Raw genomic sequence first — 23202 nt, forward strand, 5'->3', positions numbered from 1 at the left:
GCGACACCGGACCGGCGCGCGTCGGGCGTCGAGGGGAAGTGGCCGCCCGGTGAAGAGTTCCCGGATCGCCGGGCGCGTCCGGCACGGTCCCGGGCGAATGGTCTGAAAAACTTTCTCGCGTGTCCCGATCCACCCTGGTGCGCCGCGCGGCGACCCGACCGGTGTCGACGTCCACCCCGGCCGACTTCACCGAGGCCTGGCTGCGTAACCGTCGGCTCTCCGAGCACACCCGGGCCGCGTACCGGCGGGACATCGCCGGCTGGCTCGGCTGGTGCGCCGACCGGCAGGTCGACCCGCTCGGCGCGACGTTCCTGGACGTCAACACGTACGCCCGGGAGCTGGAGTCGAGCGTCGACCCGCGCAGCGACCGCCCACTCACCGCCGCCACGGTGGCCCGGAAACTCTCCGCGCTCTCCAGCTGGTACACGTTCCTCGGCAGGCTCGGCGCGGTGCCGGCCAACCCGGTCTCCGGCGCCGACCGGCCCCGGGTCGACCGCGACCACTCCGCGACGGTGGGGCTCAGCTCCGACGAGGTGGACGCGCTGCTCGCCGCCGCCGAGGCCGACGCCGGCCCCAACGCGCTGCGCAACCGGGTGGTGCTGGCCCTCCTCGCCGACCTGGGGCTGCGGGTCGGCGAACTCGTCTCGCTCGACCTGGCCGACCTGGGCCAGGAACGCGGACACCGCAGCGTGCGGTTCGTCGGCAAGGGCGGCCGGGCCCGCCGCCGGGCGCTGACCCCGGGATCGGCGTACGCGGTGGACGCCTACCTGACCGCCCGCGCGGTGGTGGCGGGGCGACCGGTGGAGCAGCTCACCGGGGCACTGCTGGTGACCGCCACCGGCAACCGGCTCGACCGGCACGCCGTCTTCCGGCTGGTCCGGCGACTGGCCCGGGCGGCCGGCATCCCGGCCTGGGAACGGCTCTCCCCACACTCGCTGCGGCACGCCTTCGCCACCTCGGCCCGCGCCGAGGGGGTGCCACTGGAGGACGTGCAGGACGCGATGGGACACGCCGACCCGCGCACCACCCGGCGGTACGACCGGGACCGGCACAACCTGGACCGGGACCCCGCGTACGCGATCTGGGCCGCCCGGGCCCGCCGCCGAGGCTGACCCGGCGACGACCCCGGGCTCCGGTCCACGAGCGGTTCAGCAGAGCAGGTCCAGTTCGTGGTGCGCCTCCGCCGCGATGTCCGCGCCGCGCAGCCAGCGCCGCGCCCAGAGCCGGGCCGCCACCTCCGCCGTCTCGTCGCCGCCGGCCGCCTGCTCCACCAGCAGGGCGGTGGCCAGCGCGTACGCCATCCGCAGCGCCAGCCCGCGCGCCCCGGCCAGTACCCCGACCGCCTCCGGGGTCACCTCGGCGAGCGAGTCGCGCAGCTCGGCGATGGTGTCGGCGAGCGCGTCGGCCAGCGCCGGGTGCAGCCGCCGGGCGGTGTCGGTGGCGGCGTCCAGCCGGGCCAGCAGCGGGGTGGCGGCGTCCTCCCGCAGCACCGCCCGGAGCACGTCCAGCGCGAGCACGTTGGTGGTGCCCTCCCAGATCGGCAGCACCTGGGCGTCGCGCAGCAGCCGGGGAATCCCGGTGTCCTCGACGTATCCGGCGCCGCCGAAACACTCGACGTACTCGCTCGCCGAGGAGACCGCCAGCCGTCCGGTGGCGAGTTTGGCCAGCGGCGCCACGATCCGCAGTTCGGCGGCGGCGGCCGGATCCGAGCCGACCTCGACCCGGCCGAGCAGCGCGAACGCGTGTCCGGCCAGTACGAACGCCCCGGCCGCGTCCACCGCCAGGGTGCCGAGGGTGGCCCGGTGCAGAGGCGAGGTGATCAACCGTCCGCCGGCCACCTGCCGGGCGTCGGCGTACGCCCGGGCGTACCCGAGTCCCCGCCGCATGCCGGCCGCGGCCGCCGCCGCGTTGTGCAGCCGGGTCACCACGACCAGGGTCATCGCCCGGCTCAGACCCGGCCCGGACGGGTCACCGAGCGGCCAGGCGTACGCGTCGCGCAGCCCGATCTCGGCGGTCGGCAGCGCCCGGGTGCCGAGCTTGTCCTTGAGCCGGTGCACGGTGATCCCCGGCGCCGGGGCATCCGGGTCGACACCCGGCCCGGCCAGCGGCGAGTCGGCGGAGTAGCGCGGCACCAGGAACGGCACCAGCACCCGGCTGCCCGCACCGGCGCCCTCCGGCCGGGCCAGCGCGACCGCCAGCTCCGCGTCGGCGGCCGAGCAGAACCACTTCTCGCCGGTGAGCCGCCAGGAGCCGTCGGCGGCGGGCCGGCCGCTGGTGGTCGACCCGGCCAGGTCGGAGCCGCCCTGCGACTCGGTCATCCACTGCCCGCTGCTGACCGCGACGGCCGGGTCGGTGGCGGTGAGCCGGGGCAGCCAGGTGTCCCGCAGCGCCGGATCGACCTCCGGGCGGGCGAGCAGCGCGGCGGTACCGTCGCTCATCGCCACCGGGCAGGAGAAGGTCGCCGACTCCGGGCCGTACAGGTGCAGCAGGGCGTGTTGGACGACCCGGGCCGCCGCTCCCCAGGTGCTCCGGGCCGACGCCAGGTAAGGGAGCGCCACCACGGCGTGCCGGGCCGCCGCCGCACGCTGGGCCTGCCAGCCGGCGGAGGTCTCGATCCGGTCGATCCGGGCGCCCCACGGGCCGTAGCGGACCAGGGTCGGTGGGTGCGCCTCGGCGTCGGCGTGCGCGGCCCGCAGTGGTCCGGTGACGTCGGTGGCGAGCGCGGCGAGCCGGTCCGCGGCGGCGGCGTGCCCGTCCGGGCCGAGCTGCCGATCCAGCCAGGACCGCAGCAGCCGGTCGCTGAAGTACGGGTCGGCGGGCGCCGGGACCACCTGGACGTAGCGCTGCATCGTCGTCCTCGAGGGGCGAGGGCCGGCCGGTGGACCGGCGAGGCTGGCGGGGGATGGACCCGACCGTAGTCCACGGCGGGCCACCGGTGACACCGACCGGGCCGATCATGGCCGGTCGACGGTGGAGCCGGCCGGTTCGGCACCCGCCGGACGCGGCCGCTATCTACCGTCGGTGGCATGGCCTACGAGCTGCCCGGCGGACGCGGGGCGCGGCGACCGCGCCGGCTGCGGGGGGTGCTGTCGGTGGTCGCGGCCGGCCTCTTCGTCTGCTGTGTGGGCGCGGCCGGTCTCGGAGCGTGGAACTACCAGCACGTCCGGCAGTCCTCCGGCGCGGCCCGGGACGCGGCGGAGGCGTTCCTCCAGGACGTGACCAGCGGCGACGCGGGCGGCGCCTACGACCGGCTCTGCGTCGACACCCGGGAGCGGTGGAGCCGGGAGGAGTTCGAACGGCGACTCTCCGTACCACCGACGATCACCCGGTACGCCGTCGACGACGTCACCGTCGCCAGCGACCAGGGTCAGCTCCGGGCGACCGCGACGGCGGAGCTGACCCGCCGCTCCGGCGTGGTGGACCGGCGGGAGATGCCGATGGTCAAGGACGGCGACCAGTGGCGGGTCTGCGGCGACCCGTTCTGACCTCGTGCGGAGCCGGAGGTCAGCGGTTGCGGGCCAGGTCGCCGGAGCGGAAGTGCCGCCGGCAGAGCACCTGGTAGCGCACCTCGGCCGCCTCGACGGTGTCCCCGATGACCACCTGCTCACCCTGCCGGACCACCGCGCCGCCGACCACCCGCGCGTTGAGCTGCCCCGGACGTCCGCACCAGCAGAGCACCTCGACCTGGATCCGGGACACCTCGTCGGCGAGTTCGAACAGCCGCTGCGCCGCCGGGAACAGACAGGACCGGAAGTCGCTGGCCAGGCCGAACGCGAAGACGTCCACGTCGTAGCAGTCGACCAGTTCCGCCATCTGCTCCACGTGCCGCACCGTGTAGAAGCACGCCTCGTCGCAGATCAGATAGTCGAGCCGGTCACCCTCGGCCCAGCGGCTCCTGACCAGCTCACACAGGTCCAGGTCGTCGGTGACCTCGATCGCCTCGTGCGCCAGGCCGATCCGGGTGGTGATCTGCGGCCCGAGGGAACGGTCGATCCTGGTCAGCACCAGCCCACGCCGGCCCTGCCGGGCATGGTTGTAGTTCATCTGCAACGCCATGGTCGACTTGCCACAGTCCATCGGTCCCCAGAAGAACTTGAGCGCGGCGCCCTGACGCAGCCGGCCGTCGCCGGCGGCGGCACACGCCTGGGCGAGCGCCGATTCGTCGCCGGCGAGAGGGGTACGGCTGGTGCGGCTGTCGTCGGTCACGCTCGGGGAGCCTAGGCCACCAGGCGTTTCGGGTTCGACCCGCCGTGTCGTTGACCACTTCGGTCCGGTTGAGCGTGCACGCGACTCAGCCCGGACCGGGATCCCCGTCCGGCCGCCGCCCGGTGAGCCGGGCCCGCTCGTCCGCCGGCAGCGCCGGCAGGAGATGCCGCTCGACGAGATCACGCAACCCGGCGGCGAGGGCATGGTCGCCCTGCACCAGGTCCCGCAACCGGCGCTGCCAGCCGTGCGCGAGCACGCGCTCCAGGTCGTGGTCACCGGCCTGGCGGGCGGCGAGCACCTCGGCGCGTACCTCGGTCAGGTCGGTGGCGACGTCGTCCGCCTCCGCCGGCCGGACACCCCGCCAGAACGCCACCGCCTCGGCCCGGGCCGCCGGCCAGCCGGCACCGGCCATCGCGCCGACCAGCGCCGTACCGGCCGTCACCTCGATCGGCTCCATCCCGCGCCTCCTGCCCACATGCCGCCCCGGGCCCACCCTAGGACAGATCGTCCGGCGGGGTGGGGCGGTGCTCGGTGCCGGTCGGCCAGCCGGTGCGGGCCCACGCTCCAGCCGAGCAGGCGACGACCGCCCGGGCCACCGACACCGTCCCGGCCGAGGGTGCCGCCGACGGTCGCCAGCGCCCGGGCCGACTGCACGCCCGGGTAGCCGAGGCCGAGCCCGACCTCGGCCTCGGCGGCATCGGTGTCGGGGCCGGGCTGTCCCTGCTGCTCGTTGGATCAGAGGCGTTCCGGCGGGGTGTTGCCGGCGGCGACGATCGCCCGCCGGATCGGCACCGCCGCCAGCAGCACGAACCCGATCACGAAGAACGCCAGCAGCGAGATGATCGCCACCCGGTAGCTCTCGGTCAGCCCGTACGCCAGCCCGAACAGCAGCGGGCCGAGCCAGCTCGTGCCCTTGTCGGAGATCTCGTAGAGCCCGAAGTACTCGGCCTCCTTGCCCTTCGGGATCAACTGGCTGAACAGCGACCGGCTCAGCGCCTGGCTGCCGCCGAGCACGATGCCGATCCCACCGCCGAGCAGCACGAACGGCAGCGCCTGGTTCGCCGGCAGCCGGAACGCGACCGCCAGCACCACCGTCCAGAGCACCAGGCTGATCAGGATCGTCTTCCAGGCGCCGATCCGCTTCGCCAGCGCCCCCATGCCGAGCGCGCCGAAGAAGGCGAGGAACTGCACCATCAGGATGGTCGGCACCAGGACGTCGTCGGAGAGCTTGAGTTCCTCGGTGCCGTAGACCGCCGACAGCGAGATCACCGTCTGGATGCCGTCGTTGTAGACCAGGTAGGCGACCAGGAAGAACAACGTCAACGGGTACGCCTTGAGACTGCGCAGCGTGTGCCAGAGCTGACGGAACCCGTCGAGGAGTACCGGCCCCTGCGCCGGGCCGGCGACCGGCGGCCGGTTACGCAGCCGGATCAGCGGGATGGTGGTGAACGCCGCCCACCAGATGCCGGCCGACACCATGCTGTACCGGGCGACCTCGCCGGTGTCCATCCCGAGCGAGTCCTTGAACAGCACCGCCGCCACGTTGATCGCCAGCAGCAGCCCGCCGCCGATGTAGCCGATCGCCCAGCCGATGCTGGAGACGCTGTCGCGTTCCTCCGGGCCGGCGATCTGGGGCAGGAACGAGTAGTAGACGACGATGCTCGCCCCGTAGGAGATGTTGGCGACCAGGAACAGCCCGGCGCCGAGGAGGTAGCGGTCGCCGGTCAGGAAGAGCAGGCCGACGGTGGCCGCCGAGCCGATGTAGGCGAAGAGGGCCAGCATCTCCTTCTTCCGCGGCGACCGGTCGGCGACGGCGCCGACCAGCGGCAGCACGAAGACGGTCAGGAAGACCGACAGCGACACCATGTACGGGAAGAGCGAGCCGGGCGCGATGTCGATGCCGAGCAGGCTGATCCGCCCGCCCCGGCACGGGTCGTCGGAGGCGCAGCCGGCGGCCGCCTTCGCGATCGAGGTCAGGTACGGGCCGAGGAAGACGGTGATCACCGTCGTGTTGAACGCCGAGTTCGCCCAGTCGTAGAAGTACCAGCCGACCCGCTCGTGCCGGGTGCTGGGTGGCGCGTCCGGCGCCGTCGCGGGGATGGTCTCGGCCATGTCGGTCCTTCGGTATCGGGATCGGGCGGCGAATCGGGGTCGGGCGGCCTGGTCCGGCCGACCTACCGATCGGACGGCCAGTGGCCACGGCTCAGGTACGCCTCGCGCAGCACGTCGACGTGATCGGTCATGATGCCATCCACACCGAGGTCGAGTAACTCGTTCATCTCGGTGATGTCGTCGATGGTCCAGACGTGCACCTGGAGGCCGAGCCGGTGCACGTAGTCGACGAACCGCCGATCGACCACCCTGATCCCCCGGTAGCGGACCGGCACCTGGGCGGCGACCACCGTCGGCGGCAGCACCAGCCGGCGGTTGGCCAGCGAGGCGAGCCGTACCCGGGCCACCCCGCGCATCCCGAGCGAGGTGGCGACCTTCGGCCCGGCCAGGATCCGCAGCCGGGCCAGCCGGGTGTCGCTGAACGAGGCGAGCAGCACCCGGTCTCCGGCGCCGGCCGCCTCGACGGCACGCACGGTCGGCACCACCGCGCCGTCGGCCTTCACGTCGACGTTGAACCGGATCTGCGGCCAGGCCCCGAGTACGTCGTCGAGCCGGGGCACCGCCGCCGCCCCGCCGACCCGGATCGTCCGCAGGTCCGCCCAGCGCAGCTCGGCGATCCGGCCGGGTTCCCCGGTCATCCGGTGCAGTGTCGCGTCGTGGAAGACCACCGGCACCTCGTCGGCGGTGGCGTGTACGTCGGTCTCGACGTACCGGTAGCCGAGCCGGACCGCCCGGGCGAACGCCTCGGTGGTGTTCTCGTCGCCGCGCGCGGCGCCGCCCCGGTGTGCGAACGCCAGCGGCGTCGGCGCGTCGAGATAGCCGAAGTCCCGGATCACGGTGCGAGTATGCCCGGCCGGGTTGGCCGTCCGGTGACCGGTCGGCGGCACCTTTCCCCGATCGACGGGAACTCTTCCGGCGGCGACGCGGCGGGCGGTCGAGCTGGGGTTCAGTAGGGTGCTCGCCATGCGGCTGCTCGCCATCGACTTCGGTACCTCCAACACCGTCGCCGTGGTGCGGGGCGTCGACGGCCGGGGCCGGCCGCTGCTCTTCGACGGCACCCCGCTGCTGCCGTCGGCGGTCTGCCTCGACCTGAACGGCCCGCCGCTCACCGGCCGGGACGCGGTCCGGGCGGCCCGGCTCGACCCGGCTCGGTTCGAGCCGGCGCCGAAACGGCGGATCGACGACGGGACGGTGCTGCTCGGCGACCGGGAGGTACCGGTCGCCGAGCTGGTCGGCGCGGTGCTGCGGCGGGTCCGGGTCGAGGCGGACCGGCAGCTCGGCGGGGTCGACGAGGTCCGGCTCACCCATCCGGTCCGGTGGGGCGAACGGCGTCGTGGCGTGCTGGTCGCCGCCGCCCGCGCCGCCGGGCTGCCGCCGCCCCGGCTGGTCGCCGAGCCGGTCGCGGCGGCGGCCCACTATCCGGCGGTACTCGGCACCGCCGTGCCACCCGGCCGGGCGCTGGCCGTCTACGACCTGGGCGGCGGCACCTTCGACACCGCCGTGGTCCGCCGCACCGCCGCCGGGTTCGACGTGCTGGCCGAGTCGGGCCTGACCGACCTGGGCGGGCTCGACTTCGACCAGGCCCTGGTCGAGCAGATCGGCCGGGACCACGCCGCCGGCCGGACCGAACAGTGGCACGGCCTGCTGAGTCCGGTCGACCCGCACCAGCGCCGGGCCCGGGAACTCCTCTACGACGACGTGCGGGCGGCGAAGGAACTGCTGTCCCGGGCCGCCAGTGCCCAACTGCACCTGCCGGCGCTGGACCTGCGGGCACACCTGACCCGGGAGGAGCTTGAGTCGCTGATCCGCCGGCAGCTCCAGCAGACCGTCGACTGCCTGGCCCGGACGATCGCCGACGCCCGGCTGGACCCGGCCGACCTGGTCGGGATCTTCCTGGTCGGCGGCTCCAGCCGGATCCCGCTGGCCGCCCGGCTGATCCACGCCGAGCTGGGCGTCGCCCCGACCACCCTGGAACAGCCGGAGACGGCGGTGGCCGAGGGCGCCCTCCGGCTCGACGACCCACCCGCCGGCCCCGCCCACCGCCCGGTGCCGGCCGGAGGCGACGTCGGGGTGCCGCTCCGGGCCCGGGCCGCGATCCCGGTCCCGGACCGGGCCGGGGTGCGGCCGGTCGACCCGGCCGGCCGGTTCTGGACCGGCACGGCCGGGCTGGTCTGGACCGGGACGCTGGCCCTGCTGGTGGTCGCCGCGCTCGTCGTACTGGTCGCGGTCGTCACCGCCGGGCCCGGCTGACCGGGGTCAGGCCGGAGACTCGGTACGGTCGGCGGCCCACCGGGTGTGGAAGCTGCCCTTGGCGTCCACCCGCTGGTAGGTGTGCGCCCCGAAGTTGTCCCGCAGGCCCTGGATCAGCGCGGCCGGCAGCCGGTCCCGCCGCAGGCCGTCGTAGTAGGACAGCGAGGAGCCGAAGGCGGGGGCCGGCACCCCGGCCTGCGCCGCGTAGCTGACCACCCGCCGCCAACTGGCGACACTGTCGGCGACCCCCTGCACGAAGTACGGCGCCACCAGCAGGGTCGGCAACTGCGGGTCGGCGTCGTACGCCTCGCGGATGCGGTTGAGGAACCGGGCCCGGATGATGCAGCCGCCCCGCCAGATGGTGGCCAGCGCAGCCGGGTCGATGTCCCAGCCGTACTCCTGGCTGCCGGCCCGGATCTGGTCGAAGCCCTGCGCGTACGCGACGATCTTCGACGCGTACAGCGCCTTGCGGACGTCCTCCACGAACGCGTCCCGGTCCACCTCGTCGGTCGGCGCCTCGCCACCCGCGTCGGCGTACGCCCGGGCGGCGGCCTCCCGCTGGTCGGCGTGCCCGGAGAGCGACCGGGCGAACGTCGCCTCGGCGATCCCGGTGATCGGCACGCCGAGGTCGAGCGCGCTCTGCACCGTCCACCGGCCGGTGCCCTTCTGCTCGGCCCGGTCCTGCACGATGTCGACGAACGCCTTGCCGGTGCGGGCGTCGACGTGTCCGAGCACGTCGGCGGTGATCTCGATCAGGAACGACTCCAGGTCGCCCTCGTTCCAGCCGGCGAAGATCTTGCCGATCTCGGCCGGTGTCGCACCCAGCCGCTCCCGCAGCAGGTCGTACGCCTCGGCGATGAGCTGCATGTCGGCGTACTCGATGCCGTTGTGCACCATCTTCACGAAGTGCCCGGCGCCGTCCGGCCCGATGTGGGCGCAGCACGGCACCCCGTCGACCTGGGCGGCGATCGACTCGAAGATCGGCCCGAGCTTCCGGTACGCCTCCACCGAACCGCCGGGCATGATGCTCGGCCCGAGCAGCGCACCCTCCTCGCCACCGGAAACCCCGGTGCCGACGAAGTGCAGCCCGTGCTCGCGCAGCGTCTCCTCCCGCCGACGGGTGTCGGCGAAGTGCGCGTTGCCGCAGTCGATGACGATGTCGTCGGGTTCGAGCAGCGGGATCAACTCGTCGATGACGGCGTCGGTGGGACCGCCCGCCTTCACCATCACGATCACGGCCCGGGGCCGCTCCAACGAGGCGACGAAGTCGGCCAGCGACTCGCTCGGCACGAACGTGCCCTCGTCCCCGTGCTCGGCGACCAGGCTCCGGGTCCGCTCCGGCGACCGGTTGTGCACCGCCACCCGGTGACCGTGCCGGGCCAGGTTGCGGGCCAGGTTGCGGCCCATCACCGCCAGCCCGGTGACCCCGATCTGGGCCGTGGCGCCGGTGCCGCCACTCGTCGTCTCCGCCATCCGCTGCTCACTTCCGTCTGGGCCTGAAAGGTTCGGCCGGTTGCCACATCCGTGCCGGCGTCGGAGCAGCGCGCGGGAGCCCGCAGCAGGGCGGAAGGCCCGGTGTTCCTCAGCGCTCCTCCGGCAACCAGAACCGGGCAAGCGTACTCGTCGCCGGGTCGTCGGAGGCGGCCAGCGCCGCCCACGGGTCACCGTCGGCCGGTAGTTCCGCGCCGGCGTACCCGGCCAGCTCGTCCGCCTCGACGGTCCCGGTGTCCGGCTCGGACGGCGGCGCCGCCACCGGGTCGACGGGCTGGCCGAGCAGGGCGGGATCGGCCCACGGAAAGCCGTCGACCGGCTCCGGCGGTGCGCCGAGGTCCGGCAGTTCGGTCGACTCCCACCAGGCCGGCCCGGTGTCGGCGTACGGGTCGAGGTCCGGGTCGGCGCCGACCGGCGGGTCCGCCGCGCCGAAGCCGACCTCGGCGGGTACCTCCGGAGAGCCGTCCGGCCCGAACCCCGACTCCTCCGCCGGGTACGGGTCCGCCTCGGCGTACGGGTCGGTGGTCGACGCGGTCGGCAGGTCGTCGTAACCGAGCGGCACCGGCGGGTCGGCGGGCTCCCCGGTCAGGTCGCCGGGATCGGGGTCGGCGGCCCCGAACCCCTCGACCGGGAAACCGTCGTCGGGCTGCTCCGCGGCCAGGTCGCCGAAGTCCTCGCCCTCCGGGCCGCCGAACTCCGGCTCGTCGGCGGACCAGCCGCCCCAGTGGTCAGTCATGTTCCCGCCCTCGTGCGTCGGTGGCGGCGGCCGGGGCCAGCGCCCGGGCCCGCCCCAGCACCTCGTCGACCTGCTTGACCCGGGCCCGGACCGTCTCCCGCTGCGCCTGCGTCGCGGCGCGGCGCCGGGCCCGTACGGCGGTGTCCTCGGCCGCCGCCGCGTCGATCTCGGCGATCCGCTCGTCGAGCTGCCGCAGCCGGCGCTCGATCGCGTCGTCGAGGGCGAGGGTCAGCGCGTACTGCAGGTCGGTGAAGCGATGGGTGATCTCGTCCGACAGTGCCGCCCGGGCGTCGGCGACCACCTCCCGCAGCCAGGTCCGGGCCTGCTGCCGGTCGGTCTGCACGCGGCGCCGGTACAGGATGAAGCCACCGGCGGCGAGCCCCAGGCCGAGCCCGGCGAACGGGATCAGCAGACTGCCGCCGACCAGCGCACCCGCGCCGAGCGCGGAGGCGCCGGCCATCGCGCCCCGGCCGGCCAGGAACGCCATCGACCCGGCCGACATCGCGATCATCATGTTGTCCGGGCCGCCACCGGACCGGCGCGGCTTGCTGGCCAGCGCGTGCCGCAGGGTCGCGTTGAGCCGCCCCAGCACGAACCGCAGCTCGTCGGGCTGGAACACCTCGGCGAGCACCCGCTCGCCGACCTGCCGGAACCGCAGCTCCAGATCGTCGGAGAGCCGCACCGACAGCGCGTGCAGCGCCTCGTCGACCTGCTGCGGCAGCCCCTTGAGGTCCTCGCCGCGGGCCTTGTCGATCCGGTTCAGGAACTCTTCCTGGAGGGCGCCGGCATAGCCGCGGAGCAGTCCGGTCGCCTCGACCCGGGCCCGCTGCGTCTCGGTGCTCAACGCCAGCGACCACTGCCGCGACTCGGTACGCTTCCGCGCCGCCAGCGCCGCCCGGTCCTGCTTGATCCGAACCAGGTCCGCCGGATCGGGGTCGGCGGCCCGCAGCCGGTCGCCGAGTTCCAGGTCGTACCGGACCAGCTCGCTGCGGACCGTGCGCAGCAGGTTCGCCTGCCGCAGCAGGTGCCCCCGGCCGGCCACCCCGATCAGGGCGTGCTGCAACTGCGCGATCCGGGACTCCCGGAGCAGCTCACCGGCGGCCTCCGCCGGCATCGTCCGGGCCAGCTCGGCGAGCCGGGCCGAGACCGGGAACCACGACGCGCCGCCGAACCGGGGGGCGTGGGCCTGCAACTGGGCCCGGTTGTCGGCCAGGATCGTCCGCCAGCCCGGGTACGCGTCGGTCTTGGTCAACGCGAAGACCACCAGGTTGACCCGCTTGCTCGCCTCGACCAGGAAGTCGAGTTCCGGCTGCGCGAACGGGGCGGCGGCGTCGACCACGAAGAGCAGCGCGGTGGCCCGGGTCGCCGCGTCCAGGGCGATCTCGGCGTGCGCCGGGTCGAGCCCGCCGGTGCCCGGGGTGTCGACCAGGCTCAGGTACTGCAACAGCGGCGCCGGATGCGTCACCTCGATGTGCCGGGGCGGACGCTGGTCGTCCGGCAGCCGCCCCAGCGGGGTGGCCCAGTCCCGCAGGTCGGCCACGCCCAGCGGCAGCGGCTCGGGACGGCCCGGCAGGAAGGCCCGGGCACCGGCCTCGGCGCCCGGCACGAACTCCAGATAGCAGCAGGTGGCGACCGCGACGTCGACCGGCGACAGCCCGGGCACCCCGACCAGCGCGTTGACCAGGGAACTCTTCCCGCGTTTCGTCTCGCCGACCACCACGATCGAGGGACGGGTCACCACCTGGCGGCGCAGCGTGTCGACCTCGGCGGCGGCGTCCGGGGCGACCTTGCGCAGGTACGCCAGCCCGCCGTCGACCGCCCCGGTCAACGCCGCGCCGAGCGCCGCCTCCGGGTTCCCACCGCCGCGCTGGGCCGGCGCGGCATCCGCCCCGGTGCTGGTACGGCCGGCGGTCACCGCAGGCTCCCCTCGGCGCGTACCCGCTGGGAGAGCAGGAAGAAGCCCCGGTGCGCCACCTGCGCCACCCGGGACTGCGCCGGGCTCGCCCCGGCGACCGCGTACACCCGCCACCGGGTGGCCGCCTCCAGCGCGGCCCGGGCCAACTGCTCCGGTGCGGCGGCCGGCAGGCTCAGGATCCAGCGCGGGTCGGTGGAGAGCGCCAGCCGGGTCAGCTCCTGCTCCATCGGCTCCGGCAGCTCCACCGAGCCGGAACTGACCAGCTGGGCCACCTCCAGCAGCCGGAGGCGGTGGTACTCCGGCTGTTGCAGCACCTGCTCGATCGCGTCCCGCAGCAGTTCCCGGTCCTCGGGCCGGGGAGCGTGGCTGGCCAGCTTCTCCAGGGTGGCGAGCCCCCAACCGGCCTTGATCGCGTCGGTACGCCACCGGAACGCCTGGTCGAGGGTGTTGCGCAGCCGGGGGAAGCCGGACGCGGCGAAGAGCAGGCGTACCAGGTCACCGCTGGACAACTGCGGCTCGGCGGCGAACTGGGCGATGGCGAAGCCGATGCCGTACAGGTCGAGCAGCCGCAGCAGCCGCTCCCGCTGCTGCCCGGGCACCGGACAGTCCCGGGAGGTGAACAGGTCGACCGAGGCGAGCAGTACCGCCCGTTCCGCGGCCGGCAGCCGGGCGATCGTGCGCAGCGCCTCGCAGTCGGCGGCGGTGAGCCGGCCGGCCTCGGTCGTCTCGGCCAGCAGCCCGACGATCGGCACCACCTCGGAGACGACCCGGCGCAGTACCCCGGTCTGGTCGGCGGCGAGCGGGCCGGCCACCGGCCACGGGTCGGCCGCGCCGCCGACCAGCTTGTCCACCTTGTTGAACAGCCCGAGCGAGTTGATCGGGTTGCTGGCCAGCCGGGCCGAGACCGACCGGAACGCCTCCAGCGCCGCCAGGTCGTCGTCCCGGACCGACTGGGTGAAGACGTAGACGATCGCCTCGGCGCCGGCGATCGCCCCGGCCGAGTCGTCGTCGATGTTGTCGTCGAACGGCGCGGTCGCGGCCTCGAACAGGAACCGGCGGGCACCGGCGCTGACCGAGGTGTTCGTCGAGGCGAGACCGGGGGTGTCCAGCACGGTCAGGTCCCGCAGGTGGTCGCTGGTCAGCGTGACGTCGACGTAGGAGATCTCGGCGCGCGGCACGCCGAGCCGCTGCGGGATCATGCCGGCGTCGTCGAGCGGCAGGCTGAGCCGGCTGCCGTCCCGGCGTACCACGTCGACCCGGTCGGCGGTGCCGTAGCGGAACTGGGTGACGATCCGGGTGCACTCGCCGACCTCGGTCGGCGCCACCCGTCGGCCGATCAGCGCGTTGACCAGCGTCGACTTGCCGGCCTTGAGCCGGCCGGCGATCGCCACCCGCAGCGGTTCGTCGAGCCGGCGGCGTACCCCCGACACCTGGGCTCCGGTAGCGGCACCGAGTCGCGGACCGACCTCGTCACAGAGGCCGGCGACCCGGGCGCTGAGCGGACCTGCTCCCATCGCTCGTCAGCCGGCGGTGCGGTCGGCGACAATGGCAGCAACCCGGTGGTGGAGCACGCTCATCTCGTCTGCTGTCCTTCCGACACGACGGCGGGGGGCGGGCTGCCCCTGCCGGACATCACACTACGAATATCCTGCCGGCGCAGGATCCCATGTTCGTGCCACCGTCTTCCACGGTGGTGCGGCGTCGACCCGGGCGGGGGAGGGCCAGTGCGGCAAGCGTCGGTCGGTGACCTGCCCGACCAGTTCCGCCCCGCCGACCTGCCCGGCGACGGGTCCGCCGGCGATCCGGCACCGGACGTCGTCGCGGTCGGCTCCGCCCTGCTCGCCACCCCCGGCCTGGTGGTGCTGCACAGTGGACCCGGCGGCGGGCGCAGCACCGCGCTGCACCGGCTCGGCGCCGCGTTCCGGGGCCCCGTCTTCGCCGGTGGCGGCCTGGCCAGCCTGCCCGGCGAACCGGCGTTCGCGCTGACCCGCGCCGTCCGGGTCCGGCTGCCCGGGCACGATCCCGCACTGCTCGCCGAGGCGGTCCGATCCCGGGTACGCGCCGGCCTGCTGCTCCTCGACGACCTCCAGTGGGTCGATCCGGCCACCCTCGCCGCCCTGGTACCGCTGGCCAGGCACTGCCGGGTCGCGGTCGCGCTGCGTACCCCGCACCGGCTGCCGCCGCCCGCGGTGGCGGCGTTGCGGGCCGTCGCGGCCGGCTGGCTCGCGGTGCCGCCGCTGACCGTGGACGCGGCGACCGCGCTGGCCGGACGGATCGCCCCCGGGCTCGGCCCGTCGACCGTCGCCGACGTGGTCCGGCAGGCCGGCGGCACACCGCTGGCGGTGGTGACCCTGGCCCGCCAGGCGGCCGCCCGACGGTCGACCGGAACACACCGACCCGACACCCCCGGGCAGCGGCGTCCGGAGCCGGTGCCGGCGGACCGCGACGCCGACCAGGTCGGCTATGCGGTGGCGGCGGCGCTGGCCGACCTGACCCGGCCGGCCCGCACCACGCTGGCCGCACTCGGGCTGCTCGGCCGGCCGGCACCGGCGGGCCTGCTCGGCGCCGGGGTCGACGAGCTGGACGCCGCCGGCCTGGTCACCGTCGAGCGGGACGCGGTCGCCCCGGTGTCGCCGTACGTCGCCGAGGTCGCCGCCGGGCTGCTCGACGAGACCGGCCGGCAGGCGCTGCACCGGCGCCTCGCCGACCTCGTACCGCCGGTCGAGGCGGTCCGGCACCTGGCGGCGGCCGGTGACGGTGCGGCGGCGTACCGGCGGGCACTGGCCGTCGCCGCCACCGCCGCCACCGCCGGTACCCGCGCCGAGCTGCTGCTGCTGGCCTGCGCGCTGCCCGGCGTCGAGCCGGACCCGGCGGTACGGGTCGACGCCGCCCGGGCCGCGCTCGCCTGCGGCCGTCCCCGGTCGGCGGCCCGGGCGCTGACCACCGGCACCCCGCTCGGGGTCGACCCGGACCTGTTGCGGGCGGAGGCGCTGGTCCAGCTCGGCGACCTGACCGGCGCCCGGTCGGCGGTGGCCCGGATACCGGACTCGGCCACGCCGGAGCAGCTCGCCGCCCGGGACCGGATCGTGCTCCTCGCCCAACTCGGCGCCGACCCGGCCGAGGCGACCCGGTCGGCGGCCCGGATCACCGCCGTGCACGGCCCGGAGCCGGCGCACCCGGGCCTGCGGGCCGCGCTGGCGGCGGTACGCGCCGCGAACCGTGCCCCGGGCTGGGAGTCGGCGCTCGCCTCGGCCGCCGCCGAGGCGGGTGCGGCCGGTGATCCGCTCTCCGCCCGCTGGAGTGCCTGGTTGCTGGTCGAGACGCTGCTCGCCGACGGCCGGCTCGCCGAGGCCGGCCAGGCCGCCGAGGCGGCCGAACACGCCTGCGCGGCCGACCTCGCCTACAGCTGGCAGACCCGTTTCCTGGCCGCCCGGCTCTGGTGCGCGGCGCTACGCGGCGGGCCACCCGCCCTCGACCGCGACGGCGCCCTCGACCCGGATGGTGCTCGCGACTCCGGCAACGCCCTGGGCCCGGACGGCGCCCTCGGCCCGACTGGCGTTCTCGGCCCGGGCGGCGCTCTCGGCCCGACTGGCGTTCTCGGCCCGGGCGGCGCTCTCGGCCCGGCTGGCGTTCTCGGCCCGGGCGGGGCGCTCGACGCCGGCAACGCCGTCAACCCGACCGGCGCTCTCGGCTCGGATGGGGCGCTCGACGCCGACGAGGCGCTGCGGCGGGCCGGTGACCTGACCGACCGGACCCTGCCCGCCTCGGCCCGGGGCTACGCGGTGGCCGCCGCCAGCCTGATCGAGGCCGACGGTGGGCTGCTCGGCCCGGCCCGGTCCCGGCTGGCCGCCACCACCACCGGCGGCTCCGCCAGCGCCGACGCGCTGCTCGACTGGGTCGGCCGGGAGGCGGCCTGGCTCGACGGCCAGCCGGACCGGGCCGCCGGGCGGTCCTCCGGCGGCCCGCCGCTGATCGACGGGCTGCGGCAGATCACCGCACGCTGGGCGGCCTACGACGGCGCGGAGGCAGAATCCGCTTCGGTTCTGCCCGACGGTGCGGTGACGGCGGTGCCGCCCGAGCCGGTGCCGGTGTGGCAGACACTCGCCGCCTGGGACACCCCGGGCGGTGACCCGGCCGGCTTCACCCGGGCCGCGAACGGCTGGCGGGACGTGGCGGTCCGCGAGGAGGTGCGCTGCCTGCTCGCCGCCGGACTGCACGAGCCGGACCCGTCCCGGAGCGTCCCGCTGCTGCTGACCGCCGAGGAGCGCGCCGAACGGGCCGGACTGGTCGTGCTGCTCGGCCGGATCCGCCGGGCGCTGCGCCGGCACGCCGTACGCCGGGAGGTCCGGGGCGCCCGGGCGGACGGCGACCTCACCGACCGGGAGCGGGAGGTACTCCGGCTGGTGGCGGCCGGTGAACCGACCCGACGCATCGCCGGCCAACTGGGTATATCCGCGGAGACGGTGGAGACCCACGTCCGGTCCGGGATGCGCAAGCTGGGCGCCCGTACCCGTACCGAGGCCGCGGCCCTCGCCCTGGAGGCGCTGTGACTGGTGCTGTGGAGGTGCAGCGATGACCGATCCGCCGCGCTACGTCGTACCGTCGGCGACCGACGCGACCACGGTGCTGCGCCGACTGGCCCGGGACGGGTGGTCGACCCGGGAGGGGTTCGCGGTCGCCGAGCCCGGCTGGGACCTGGCCGCCGCCCGGCTGGTGCTCTTCGGCCGGGTACCGGATGCCGAGACGGTCCGGCTGGCGGTGCTGGCCGCCGCCCGTGGTGCCGGGGTGGTGGCCATCGTGGACCCGGCCGGTGAGGTCGGCCGGGCGCTCGTCGACGACCTGAGCCGGCTCGGCCCGGTGCACCGGGATCCGGACGAGGCGCCGGAGTCCGACACCGAGTCGGTGCTGAGCCGGCTGATTCCCGAGCAGCGGGCACTGCTGGAGCGGCTCGCCGACGGCGAGACGATCGCCGCTGCCGCGGCGGCGGAGTTCCTGTCGCTGCGTACCGCCAACCGGCGGATCGCGCAGGCCCGTGAGGCGCTCGGGGTGCGCACCACCCGGGAGGCGGTCCTCGCCTACCTGCGGCAGCGCCGCTCCGGCTGACCGACGCAGGCACCTTCCCGGGGCGACCCGGCGGCGCGGTCAGACCACGTACGAGGCGATGGTGCGCGCGCATTCGAGAGACTCGGTACGGCCGGAGTCGACCTCGACGTCGTAGCGGACGCCCCGGTGCACGATCTCGGCCTGCGACACCGCCATCCCGATCACGCGGTCCCCGCGTGCGATCTCCCGGCCCGCCGCCACGTCCGCGGCGCAGCGCACCCCGACCCAGAGCACGTCGAGGTCCGTCAGGTACCCACGGGTGCGCTCCTGGGAGGCGGCGCCGCCGAGGAACACCTCGTCGAGGATGATCCGCGCTCCGGCGCGCGCCATCGCGGCGATGCCGACCAGCCAGGCGTGCTGCAACTCGTCGAAGTCCTCGCCGACGATGACCTCACCCTCGGGGCCGAAGGTCAGCCCGGAGGGGGAGTTCAGCATGGCCGGTGGCAGCCGGTCGATCAGGTCGTCCACGCCGAAGCTGATCCACGGGCGCGGCAGTATGTGCTTGAGGCACCGGGCGATCGCCGACTTCCCCCGAGCTGGAGCCGCCGTTGAGCACGATGACCTGTGTCGTCACTTGATCGTTCGCCTTCCGGGGGATCCGCTTCACCCTGCGCGGACCTGCGGGGGCGGCGGTCCGAGACAGCGTAGTGCCGCTCGTCGGAATCGGATCGGATCCGCCGGTTCGGGGCGGTCGTGAGCGAGGCTCAGTTGCCGGGTGCGGCGCCGGGGTCGCTGCGGCGATGTTGGCGGCGGGTCTCGGTCGGCCGGGTCGGGTCGACGTAGTGGGGCAGGTCGGGTTCGTCGGGGCGCAGCGGTGCCAGCGCGACGGTGAGCGCCTCGATGATCGCCTCGGTGGCCCGGGCGGCGGCGCCGGGGCTGGCCGGGTCGATCCCGGTCAGGTCGACGGGTGGGCCGAAGTGCACCCGGATCACCGGACGGCGGAGCATCGCCCGGCCGACCGCCCGGAGCATCCCGGCCGGTGCGGCGTACGGCAGTACCTCGTGCGCGCCCCACTGGGCGACCGGTACCACGGTGGCGCCGCTGGCGAAGGCGAGCCGGGCGGTGCCGGTCTTGCCCCGCTCGGGCCACATGCCGGGGTCGAGTCCCATCCGCCCCTCCGGGTAGACCAGCACCACCGAGCCCTGGGTGACGGCGGCCGCCGCGTGTTCCAGGGCGAGCCCGACGGTCGGGGTGCGCCGGTCGACCCGGATGTGTCCGCTGGCCCGCATCGCGGAGCCGACGATCGGGGCCCGGAACACCCCGCCGGTGGCCATGATCCGGGGCGCGATCCGGCGTACCCGGCAGGCGGCGGTGAGTACGACCGGGTCGAACGGGTTGATGTGGTTGGCGGCCAGGATCAGCGGCCCGTGCCGTAGCTCGTCCGGCACGTCGCCGGTGACCCGGAGCCGGGCGAGCAGCCCGACGACGCCCCGGGCGAGCACCTGGAGGAAGAGCCAGAAGCGGGGGGCGCGCCAGGGTACGGCGGTGGTGGTGGTCTCCATCAGCGGTCGATCGTCGCACGCGCCGGCCGCCGGGGAGGCCCGGGGCGGGGTGTGCTGGACACCGGACCCCGATGCCGGCCGGTGACGTGATCGACCTCCCAGCGCCACCGTCTACGACGACAGGTAGTATTTACTACGTCCGGTAGTAAACCTGGGGGGTCAACCGTGGACGCGCTCGACGTCGCCCGGTGGCAGTTCGGTGTCACCACCGTCTACCACTTCCTCTTCGTACCGCTGACCATCGGGCTGTCGGTGCTCGTGGCGATCCTGCAAACCCGCTGGCACCGCACCGGGGAGCTGCGCTACCTGCGGCTGACCAAGTTCTACGGCAAGCTCTTCCTGATCAACTTCGCGATGGGCGTGGTCACCGGCATCGTGCAGGAGTTCCAGTTCGGGATGAACTGGAGCGACTACTCCCGCTTCGTCGGCGACGTCTTCGGCGCCCCGCTGGCGATCGAGGCACTGCTCGCCTTCTTCCTCGAATCCACCTTCCTCGGCCTGTGGATCTTCGGCTGGGACCGGCTGCCCCGCCGGATCCACCTCGCCACCATCTGGGCCGCCGCGATCGGCTCGACGCTGAGCGCGTACTTCATCCTGGCCGCGAACTCGTGGATGCAGAACCCGGTCGGCTACCGGATCAACCCCGACACCGGCCGCGCCGAACTCACCGACATCGTCGCCGTACTCACCAACAAGGTCACCCTGGTCACCTTCCCGCACACCCTCGCCGGCTGCTTCCTGGTCGCCGGGGCGCTGATGGTCTCGATCGCCCTCTGGCACCTGCGCCGCCCGACCGGCACGACCGCCGACGAGAACCCGGCGGCGGGGGAGGACCGGACCGCGTTCCGGTTCGCCGCCCGGTTCGGCTCCTGGGTCACCCTCGTCGCCGCCGTCGCCGTCGTGATCAGCGGCGACCTGCAAGGCAAGATCATGACGCAGGTACAGCCGATGAAGATGGCCGCCGCCGAGGCGCTCTACACCACCGAGGCGCCCGCCTCGTTCTCCGTACTCACCGTCGGCAGCCTGGACGGCAGCCGGGAACTCTTCGCGATCAAGATCCCGTACCTGCTCTCGGTGCTCGGCACCGGCGACCCGAACGGCCAGGTCATGGGCATCAACGACCTCCAGGCCCAGTACGTCGCCCAGTACGGCCCCGGCAGCTACACCCCGGTCATCCCGGTCACCTACTGGAGCTTCCGATTCATGATCGGCTTCGGGTTGGCCGCCGCCGCGATCGCACTCTGGGTGCTCTGGGCGCAGCGCCGCGGCCGTACCCCGAACTCCCGCTGGCTGGTCCGGGCCGGCCTGGTCATGCCGGTCCTGCCGCTCGCCGCGAACTGCTTCGGCTGGATCTTCACCGAGATGGGCCGGCAGCCGTGGGTCGTCTTCGGCGAGATGCTCACCCGCGACGGCGTCTCCCGCAGCGTCTCCCTGGCCGAGGTACTCACCTCGTTCACCGCCTTCACCCTGGTCTACGCCACCCTCGCGATCGTCGAGGTCAAGCTGCTGATCCGGTACGCCCGGGCCGGCCTGCCGGACACCGCACCACCGGCCGAACCCGAACCCGACGCCGACGACGAAGACCGCCCGCTCGCCTTCGCCTACTGACCCCACCGGCCCCTGCTGATCCCCCCGGCCCCCGGCCCGGCCCACCGCGTCGGCGCCGGTATCCCGACCACGACCGATCCGACCGGAGTCCACGATGGACCTGCCCACCTTCTGGTTCTTGCTCATCACCGTGCTGTTCGTCGGCTACTTCATCCTGGAGGGCTTCGACTTCGGCGTCGGCATCCTGCTGCCCGTCCTCGGTCGCGACGACCGGGAACGCCGGGTGCTGATCAACACCATCGGGCCGGTCTGGGACGGCAACGAGGTCTGGCTGATCACCGCCGCCGGGGCCCTCTTCGCCGCCTTCCCCGGCTGGTACGCCAGCCTCTTCTCCGGCCTCTACCTGCCGCTGCTGCTCGTCCTGCTCGCCCTGATCTTCCGGGGCGTCGCCTTCGAGTACCGGCACAAGCGCCCCGAGGCCGGCTGGAAGGCCCGCTGGGATCTCGCCATCTTCCTCGGCTCCCTGATCCCCGCCGCGATCTGGGGAGTCGTCCTCGGCAACCTGCTGCGCGGCGTACCACTCGACGCGCGACACGACTACACCGGCGGAGTGCTCGACCTGCTCAACCCGTACGCCCTGCTCGGCGGGGCGACCACGACGGCGCTCTTCGTCACGCACGGCGCCGTCTTCCTCGCGCTGAAGACCAGCGGCGAGATCCGCACCCGGGCCGGCCGGCTCGCCGCCCGGGCCGCCGCCACCACCGCCGCCCTCACCGCCGCGTTCCTGGCCGTCGGCCTGACCATCCGGCACACCCCGGCCGCCGTCGGCCTCGCCGTGGCCGCCGCGCTCGCCCTGGCCGGCACCCTGGCCGCCACCCGGGTACGCCGGGAGGGCTGGGCCTTCGTCGGCACCGCCGCCGCGATCGGGCTGACCGTCGCCACCCTCTTCGCGGCACTCTTCCCGAACGTGCTGCCCTCCACCACCGACCCGGCCGGCACCCTCACCATCGACAATGCCGCCTCCAGCCCCTACACCCTGAAGGTGATGACCTGGGTGGCCGCCTTCTTCACCCCCGTCGTCCTCGCCTACCAGGGCTGGACCTACTGGGTGTTCCGCAAGCGGATCGGAGTCGCCAACATCCCACGCTGACCTCATCCCCGTCGCGAAGGCCACCGCCGCGCTGCCCCCGCGAGTTGAGACTTCCCCCCGCGCCCCGGCCCGTACATGGCGGGAAAAGTCTCACGAGGGACTTCAATGAAACAATTGAAGCGAAAGACTCGCGCAGGGCAGCGCCCTCCCGTAACCTTCGGAGGCCCCGATGGGACAGCTCCCGATCCGGTACATCCGGGTCGCCGACACCGCCCGGATCACGCCACGGATGGCCCGGATCACCTTCACCGGCGACGACCTCGCCGACCTCCACCTCGCCGGCCCCGACCAGCAGGTGAAGCTCTACTTCCCCAGACCCGGACAGCGCCGCCCCCGGCTGCCGGACCCCGACCCCGACCTCTGGCGCTGGTACGCCGGCTTCGCCGACATCCCCGCACCCGAGCGCCCCTGGACCCGCAGCTACACCATCCGGGCCCACCACCCGCACGGCAACCTCATCGACATCGACTTCACCCTGCACGAGCACGCCGGACCCGCCACCCGATGGGCCGCCTCCGCCACCCCCGGCGACACCCTCGGCATGTTCGGCCCGTCCCCGGTCTTCGCCCGCCCCCTCCCGATCGGCAGCACCGACTGGATGCTGCTCGCCTGCGACGAGTCGGCGCTCCCGGCGCTCGGTACCATCGTCGAGGCACTCCCCGCCGGCACCCGCGCACACGCCTTCGTCGAGATCCCCGACCGGGCCGAGGAGCAGCACCTCGATACCCCGGCCGACCTCACCCTGCACTGGCTACACCGCGACGAGCCGCCCAGCGCACACGGCAGCCGCCTGCTCGACGCCGTACGCGCGGCGACCTTCCCGGCCGGTTCCGTGCTCGCCTGGCTGGCCGGCGAAGCCGGCACCGTACGCGCCCTGCGCCGACACCTCGTCGACGACCGGGGCCTGCCGAAACGGTCGATCGACTTCACCGGCTACTGGCGACGGAACCTGACCCAGGACGACGACCCGACCGAGGAGGACCTCGCCGAGGCACGCGAACGCCTCGCCGACACCGAGACCGACGCCACCACCGCTACCGACGCCGCTACCGCCACCGTGACCGGCTGAACCACCGGCCGCCGGACCCGGGCCGTCACACGCGGTGACGCCCGCCCACCCCGAACCGATCAGGATTCAAGAAGCACGGCCCCCGACGCCGCTCGTACCGTGGCCCTCGGATGCGTCAGC

General features: G+C 74.5%; 19 protein-coding genes. 8 read left to right on the forward strand and 11 right to left on the reverse strand.

Annotated elements, in window-relative coordinates; translation table 11 throughout:
- Positions 1–119 precede the first annotated feature (119 nt).
- Complete coding sequence (locus C6W10_RS00105; RefSeq protein ID WP_107255779.1) at positions 120–1112, forward strand: tyrosine-type recombinase/integrase; 993 nt, start codon at positions 120–122, stop codon at positions 1110–1112.
- A 36-nt stretch (positions 1113–1148) separates the two neighbouring features.
- On the opposite strand, the gene C6W10_RS00110 is transcribed toward C6W10_RS00105, so the two are convergent.
- Positions 1149–2849, reverse strand: coding sequence for an acyl-CoA dehydrogenase family protein (locus tag C6W10_RS00110; RefSeq protein ID WP_107255780.1), 1701 nt, complete (start codon positions 2847–2849; stop codon positions 1149–1151).
- 177 nt (positions 2850–3026) lie between these two features.
- Here C6W10_RS00110 and C6W10_RS00115 point away from each other — a divergent pair, with 177 nt between their 5' ends.
- Positions 3027–3485: a DUF4878 domain-containing protein gene (locus C6W10_RS00115; RefSeq protein ID WP_107255781.1), complete on the forward strand. Its 459-nt coding sequence runs from the start codon at positions 3027–3029 to the stop codon at positions 3483–3485.
- A gap of 19 nt (positions 3486–3504) precedes the next feature.
- On the opposite strand, the gene C6W10_RS00120 is transcribed toward C6W10_RS00115, so the two are convergent.
- From C6W10_RS00120 to C6W10_RS00135, 4 genes are all read right to left on the reverse strand, one after another.
- Complete coding sequence (locus tag C6W10_RS00120) at positions 3505–4116, reverse strand: thymidine kinase (protein ID WP_234359735.1); 612 nt, start codon at positions 4114–4116, stop codon at positions 3505–3507.
- A 175-nt stretch (positions 4117–4291) separates the two neighbouring features.
- On the reverse strand, positions 4292–4663 hold the full coding sequence (locus C6W10_RS00125; RefSeq protein ID WP_107255782.1) for a hypothetical protein: 372 nt from the start codon (positions 4661–4663) through the stop codon (positions 4292–4294).
- Positions 4664–4941: 278 nt separating this feature from the next.
- Positions 4942–6318 (reverse strand): MFS transporter, encoded by a 1377-nt coding sequence (locus C6W10_RS00130; RefSeq protein ID WP_107255783.1) that lies wholly within the window; start codon positions 6316–6318, stop codon positions 4942–4944.
- A 62-nt stretch (positions 6319–6380) separates the two neighbouring features.
- Complete coding sequence (locus tag C6W10_RS00135; protein ID WP_234359302.1) at positions 6381–7154, reverse strand: glycerophosphodiester phosphodiesterase; 774 nt, start codon at positions 7152–7154, stop codon at positions 6381–6383.
- A gap of 127 nt (positions 7155–7281) precedes the next feature.
- On the opposite strand from C6W10_RS00135, the gene C6W10_RS00140 reads away from it, so the two are divergent.
- A complete protein-coding gene (locus C6W10_RS00140) occupies positions 7282–8568 on the forward strand; it encodes an Hsp70 family protein (protein ID WP_107255785.1) in 1287 nt (428 codons plus the stop codon).
- Between the two features lie 6 nt (positions 8569–8574).
- Here the strand turns inward: C6W10_RS00140 and gndA are convergent, their stop codons facing one another.
- The 4 genes from gndA to C6W10_RS00160 all read right to left on the reverse strand — a co-directional run bounded on the left by gndA (position 8575) and on the right by C6W10_RS00160 (position 14224).
- Positions 8575–10041 (reverse strand): NADP-dependent phosphogluconate dehydrogenase, encoded by a 1467-nt coding sequence (gene gndA / locus C6W10_RS00145; protein ID WP_107255786.1) that lies wholly within the window; start codon positions 10039–10041, stop codon positions 8575–8577.
- 109 nt (positions 10042–10150) lie between these two features.
- Complete coding sequence (locus tag C6W10_RS00150) at positions 10151–10795, reverse strand: hypothetical protein (protein ID WP_107255787.1); 645 nt, start codon at positions 10793–10795, stop codon at positions 10151–10153.
- Complete coding sequence (locus tag C6W10_RS00155) at positions 10788–12710, reverse strand: dynamin family protein (protein ID WP_234361547.1); 1923 nt, start codon at positions 12708–12710, stop codon at positions 10788–10790. Before C6W10_RS00155 ends, C6W10_RS00150 begins: the two co-directional genes overlap by 8 nt.
- Positions 12707–14224: a dynamin family protein gene (locus tag C6W10_RS00160; RefSeq protein WP_107255788.1), complete on the reverse strand. Its 1518-nt coding sequence runs from the start codon at positions 14222–14224 to the stop codon at positions 12707–12709. The genes C6W10_RS00155 and C6W10_RS00160 overlap by 4 nt, the downstream gene beginning before the upstream one ends.
- Positions 14225–14434: 210 nt before the next feature.
- Between C6W10_RS00160 and C6W10_RS39405 the strand changes: the two genes are divergently transcribed.
- Positions 14435–17260, forward strand: a complete 2826-nt coding sequence (locus C6W10_RS39405; protein ID WP_304598407.1) for a LuxR C-terminal-related transcriptional regulator — start codon at positions 14435–14437, stop codon at positions 17258–17260.
- A gap of 22 nt (positions 17261–17282) precedes the next feature.
- On the forward strand, positions 17283–17813 hold the full coding sequence (locus C6W10_RS00170; protein WP_107255789.1) for a LuxR family transcriptional regulator: 531 nt from the start codon (positions 17283–17285) through the stop codon (positions 17811–17813).
- A 39-nt stretch (positions 17814–17852) separates the two neighbouring features.
- Here C6W10_RS00170 and C6W10_RS00175 read toward each other — a convergent pair whose 3' ends face one another.
- Positions 17853–18332: a chloramphenicol phosphotransferase gene (locus C6W10_RS00175; RefSeq protein WP_199853963.1), complete on the reverse strand. Its 480-nt coding sequence runs from the start codon at positions 18330–18332 to the stop codon at positions 17853–17855.
- 185 nt (positions 18333–18517) lie between these two features.
- Positions 18518–19315 carry a 1-acyl-sn-glycerol-3-phosphate acyltransferase gene (locus tag C6W10_RS00180; protein WP_107255790.1) on the reverse strand — a complete coding sequence of 266 codons (798 nt, stop codon included), beginning with the start codon at positions 19313–19315 and terminating at the stop codon, positions 18518–18520.
- Between the two features lie 165 nt (positions 19316–19480).
- On the opposite strand from C6W10_RS00180, the gene C6W10_RS00185 reads away from it, so the two are divergent.
- From C6W10_RS00185 to C6W10_RS00195, 3 genes are all read left to right on the forward strand, one after another.
- Positions 19481–20923 carry a cytochrome ubiquinol oxidase subunit I gene (locus tag C6W10_RS00185; protein WP_107255791.1) on the forward strand — a complete coding sequence of 481 codons (1443 nt, stop codon included), beginning with the start codon at positions 19481–19483 and terminating at the stop codon, positions 20921–20923.
- Positions 20924–21017: 94 nt separating this feature from the next.
- Positions 21018–22013: a cytochrome d ubiquinol oxidase subunit II gene (cydB, locus tag C6W10_RS00190; RefSeq protein WP_107255792.1), complete on the forward strand. Its 996-nt coding sequence runs from the start codon at positions 21018–21020 to the stop codon at positions 22011–22013.
- Between the two features lie 169 nt (positions 22014–22182).
- Positions 22183–23082 (forward strand): siderophore-interacting protein, encoded by a 900-nt coding sequence (locus tag C6W10_RS00195; protein WP_107255793.1) that lies wholly within the window; start codon positions 22183–22185, stop codon positions 23080–23082.
- Positions 23083–23202 lie beyond the last annotated feature (120 nt).

The organism is Plantactinospora sp. BB1 (assembly GCF_003030385.1).
GTDB lineage: Bacteria > Actinomycetota > Actinomycetes > Mycobacteriales > Micromonosporaceae > Plantactinospora.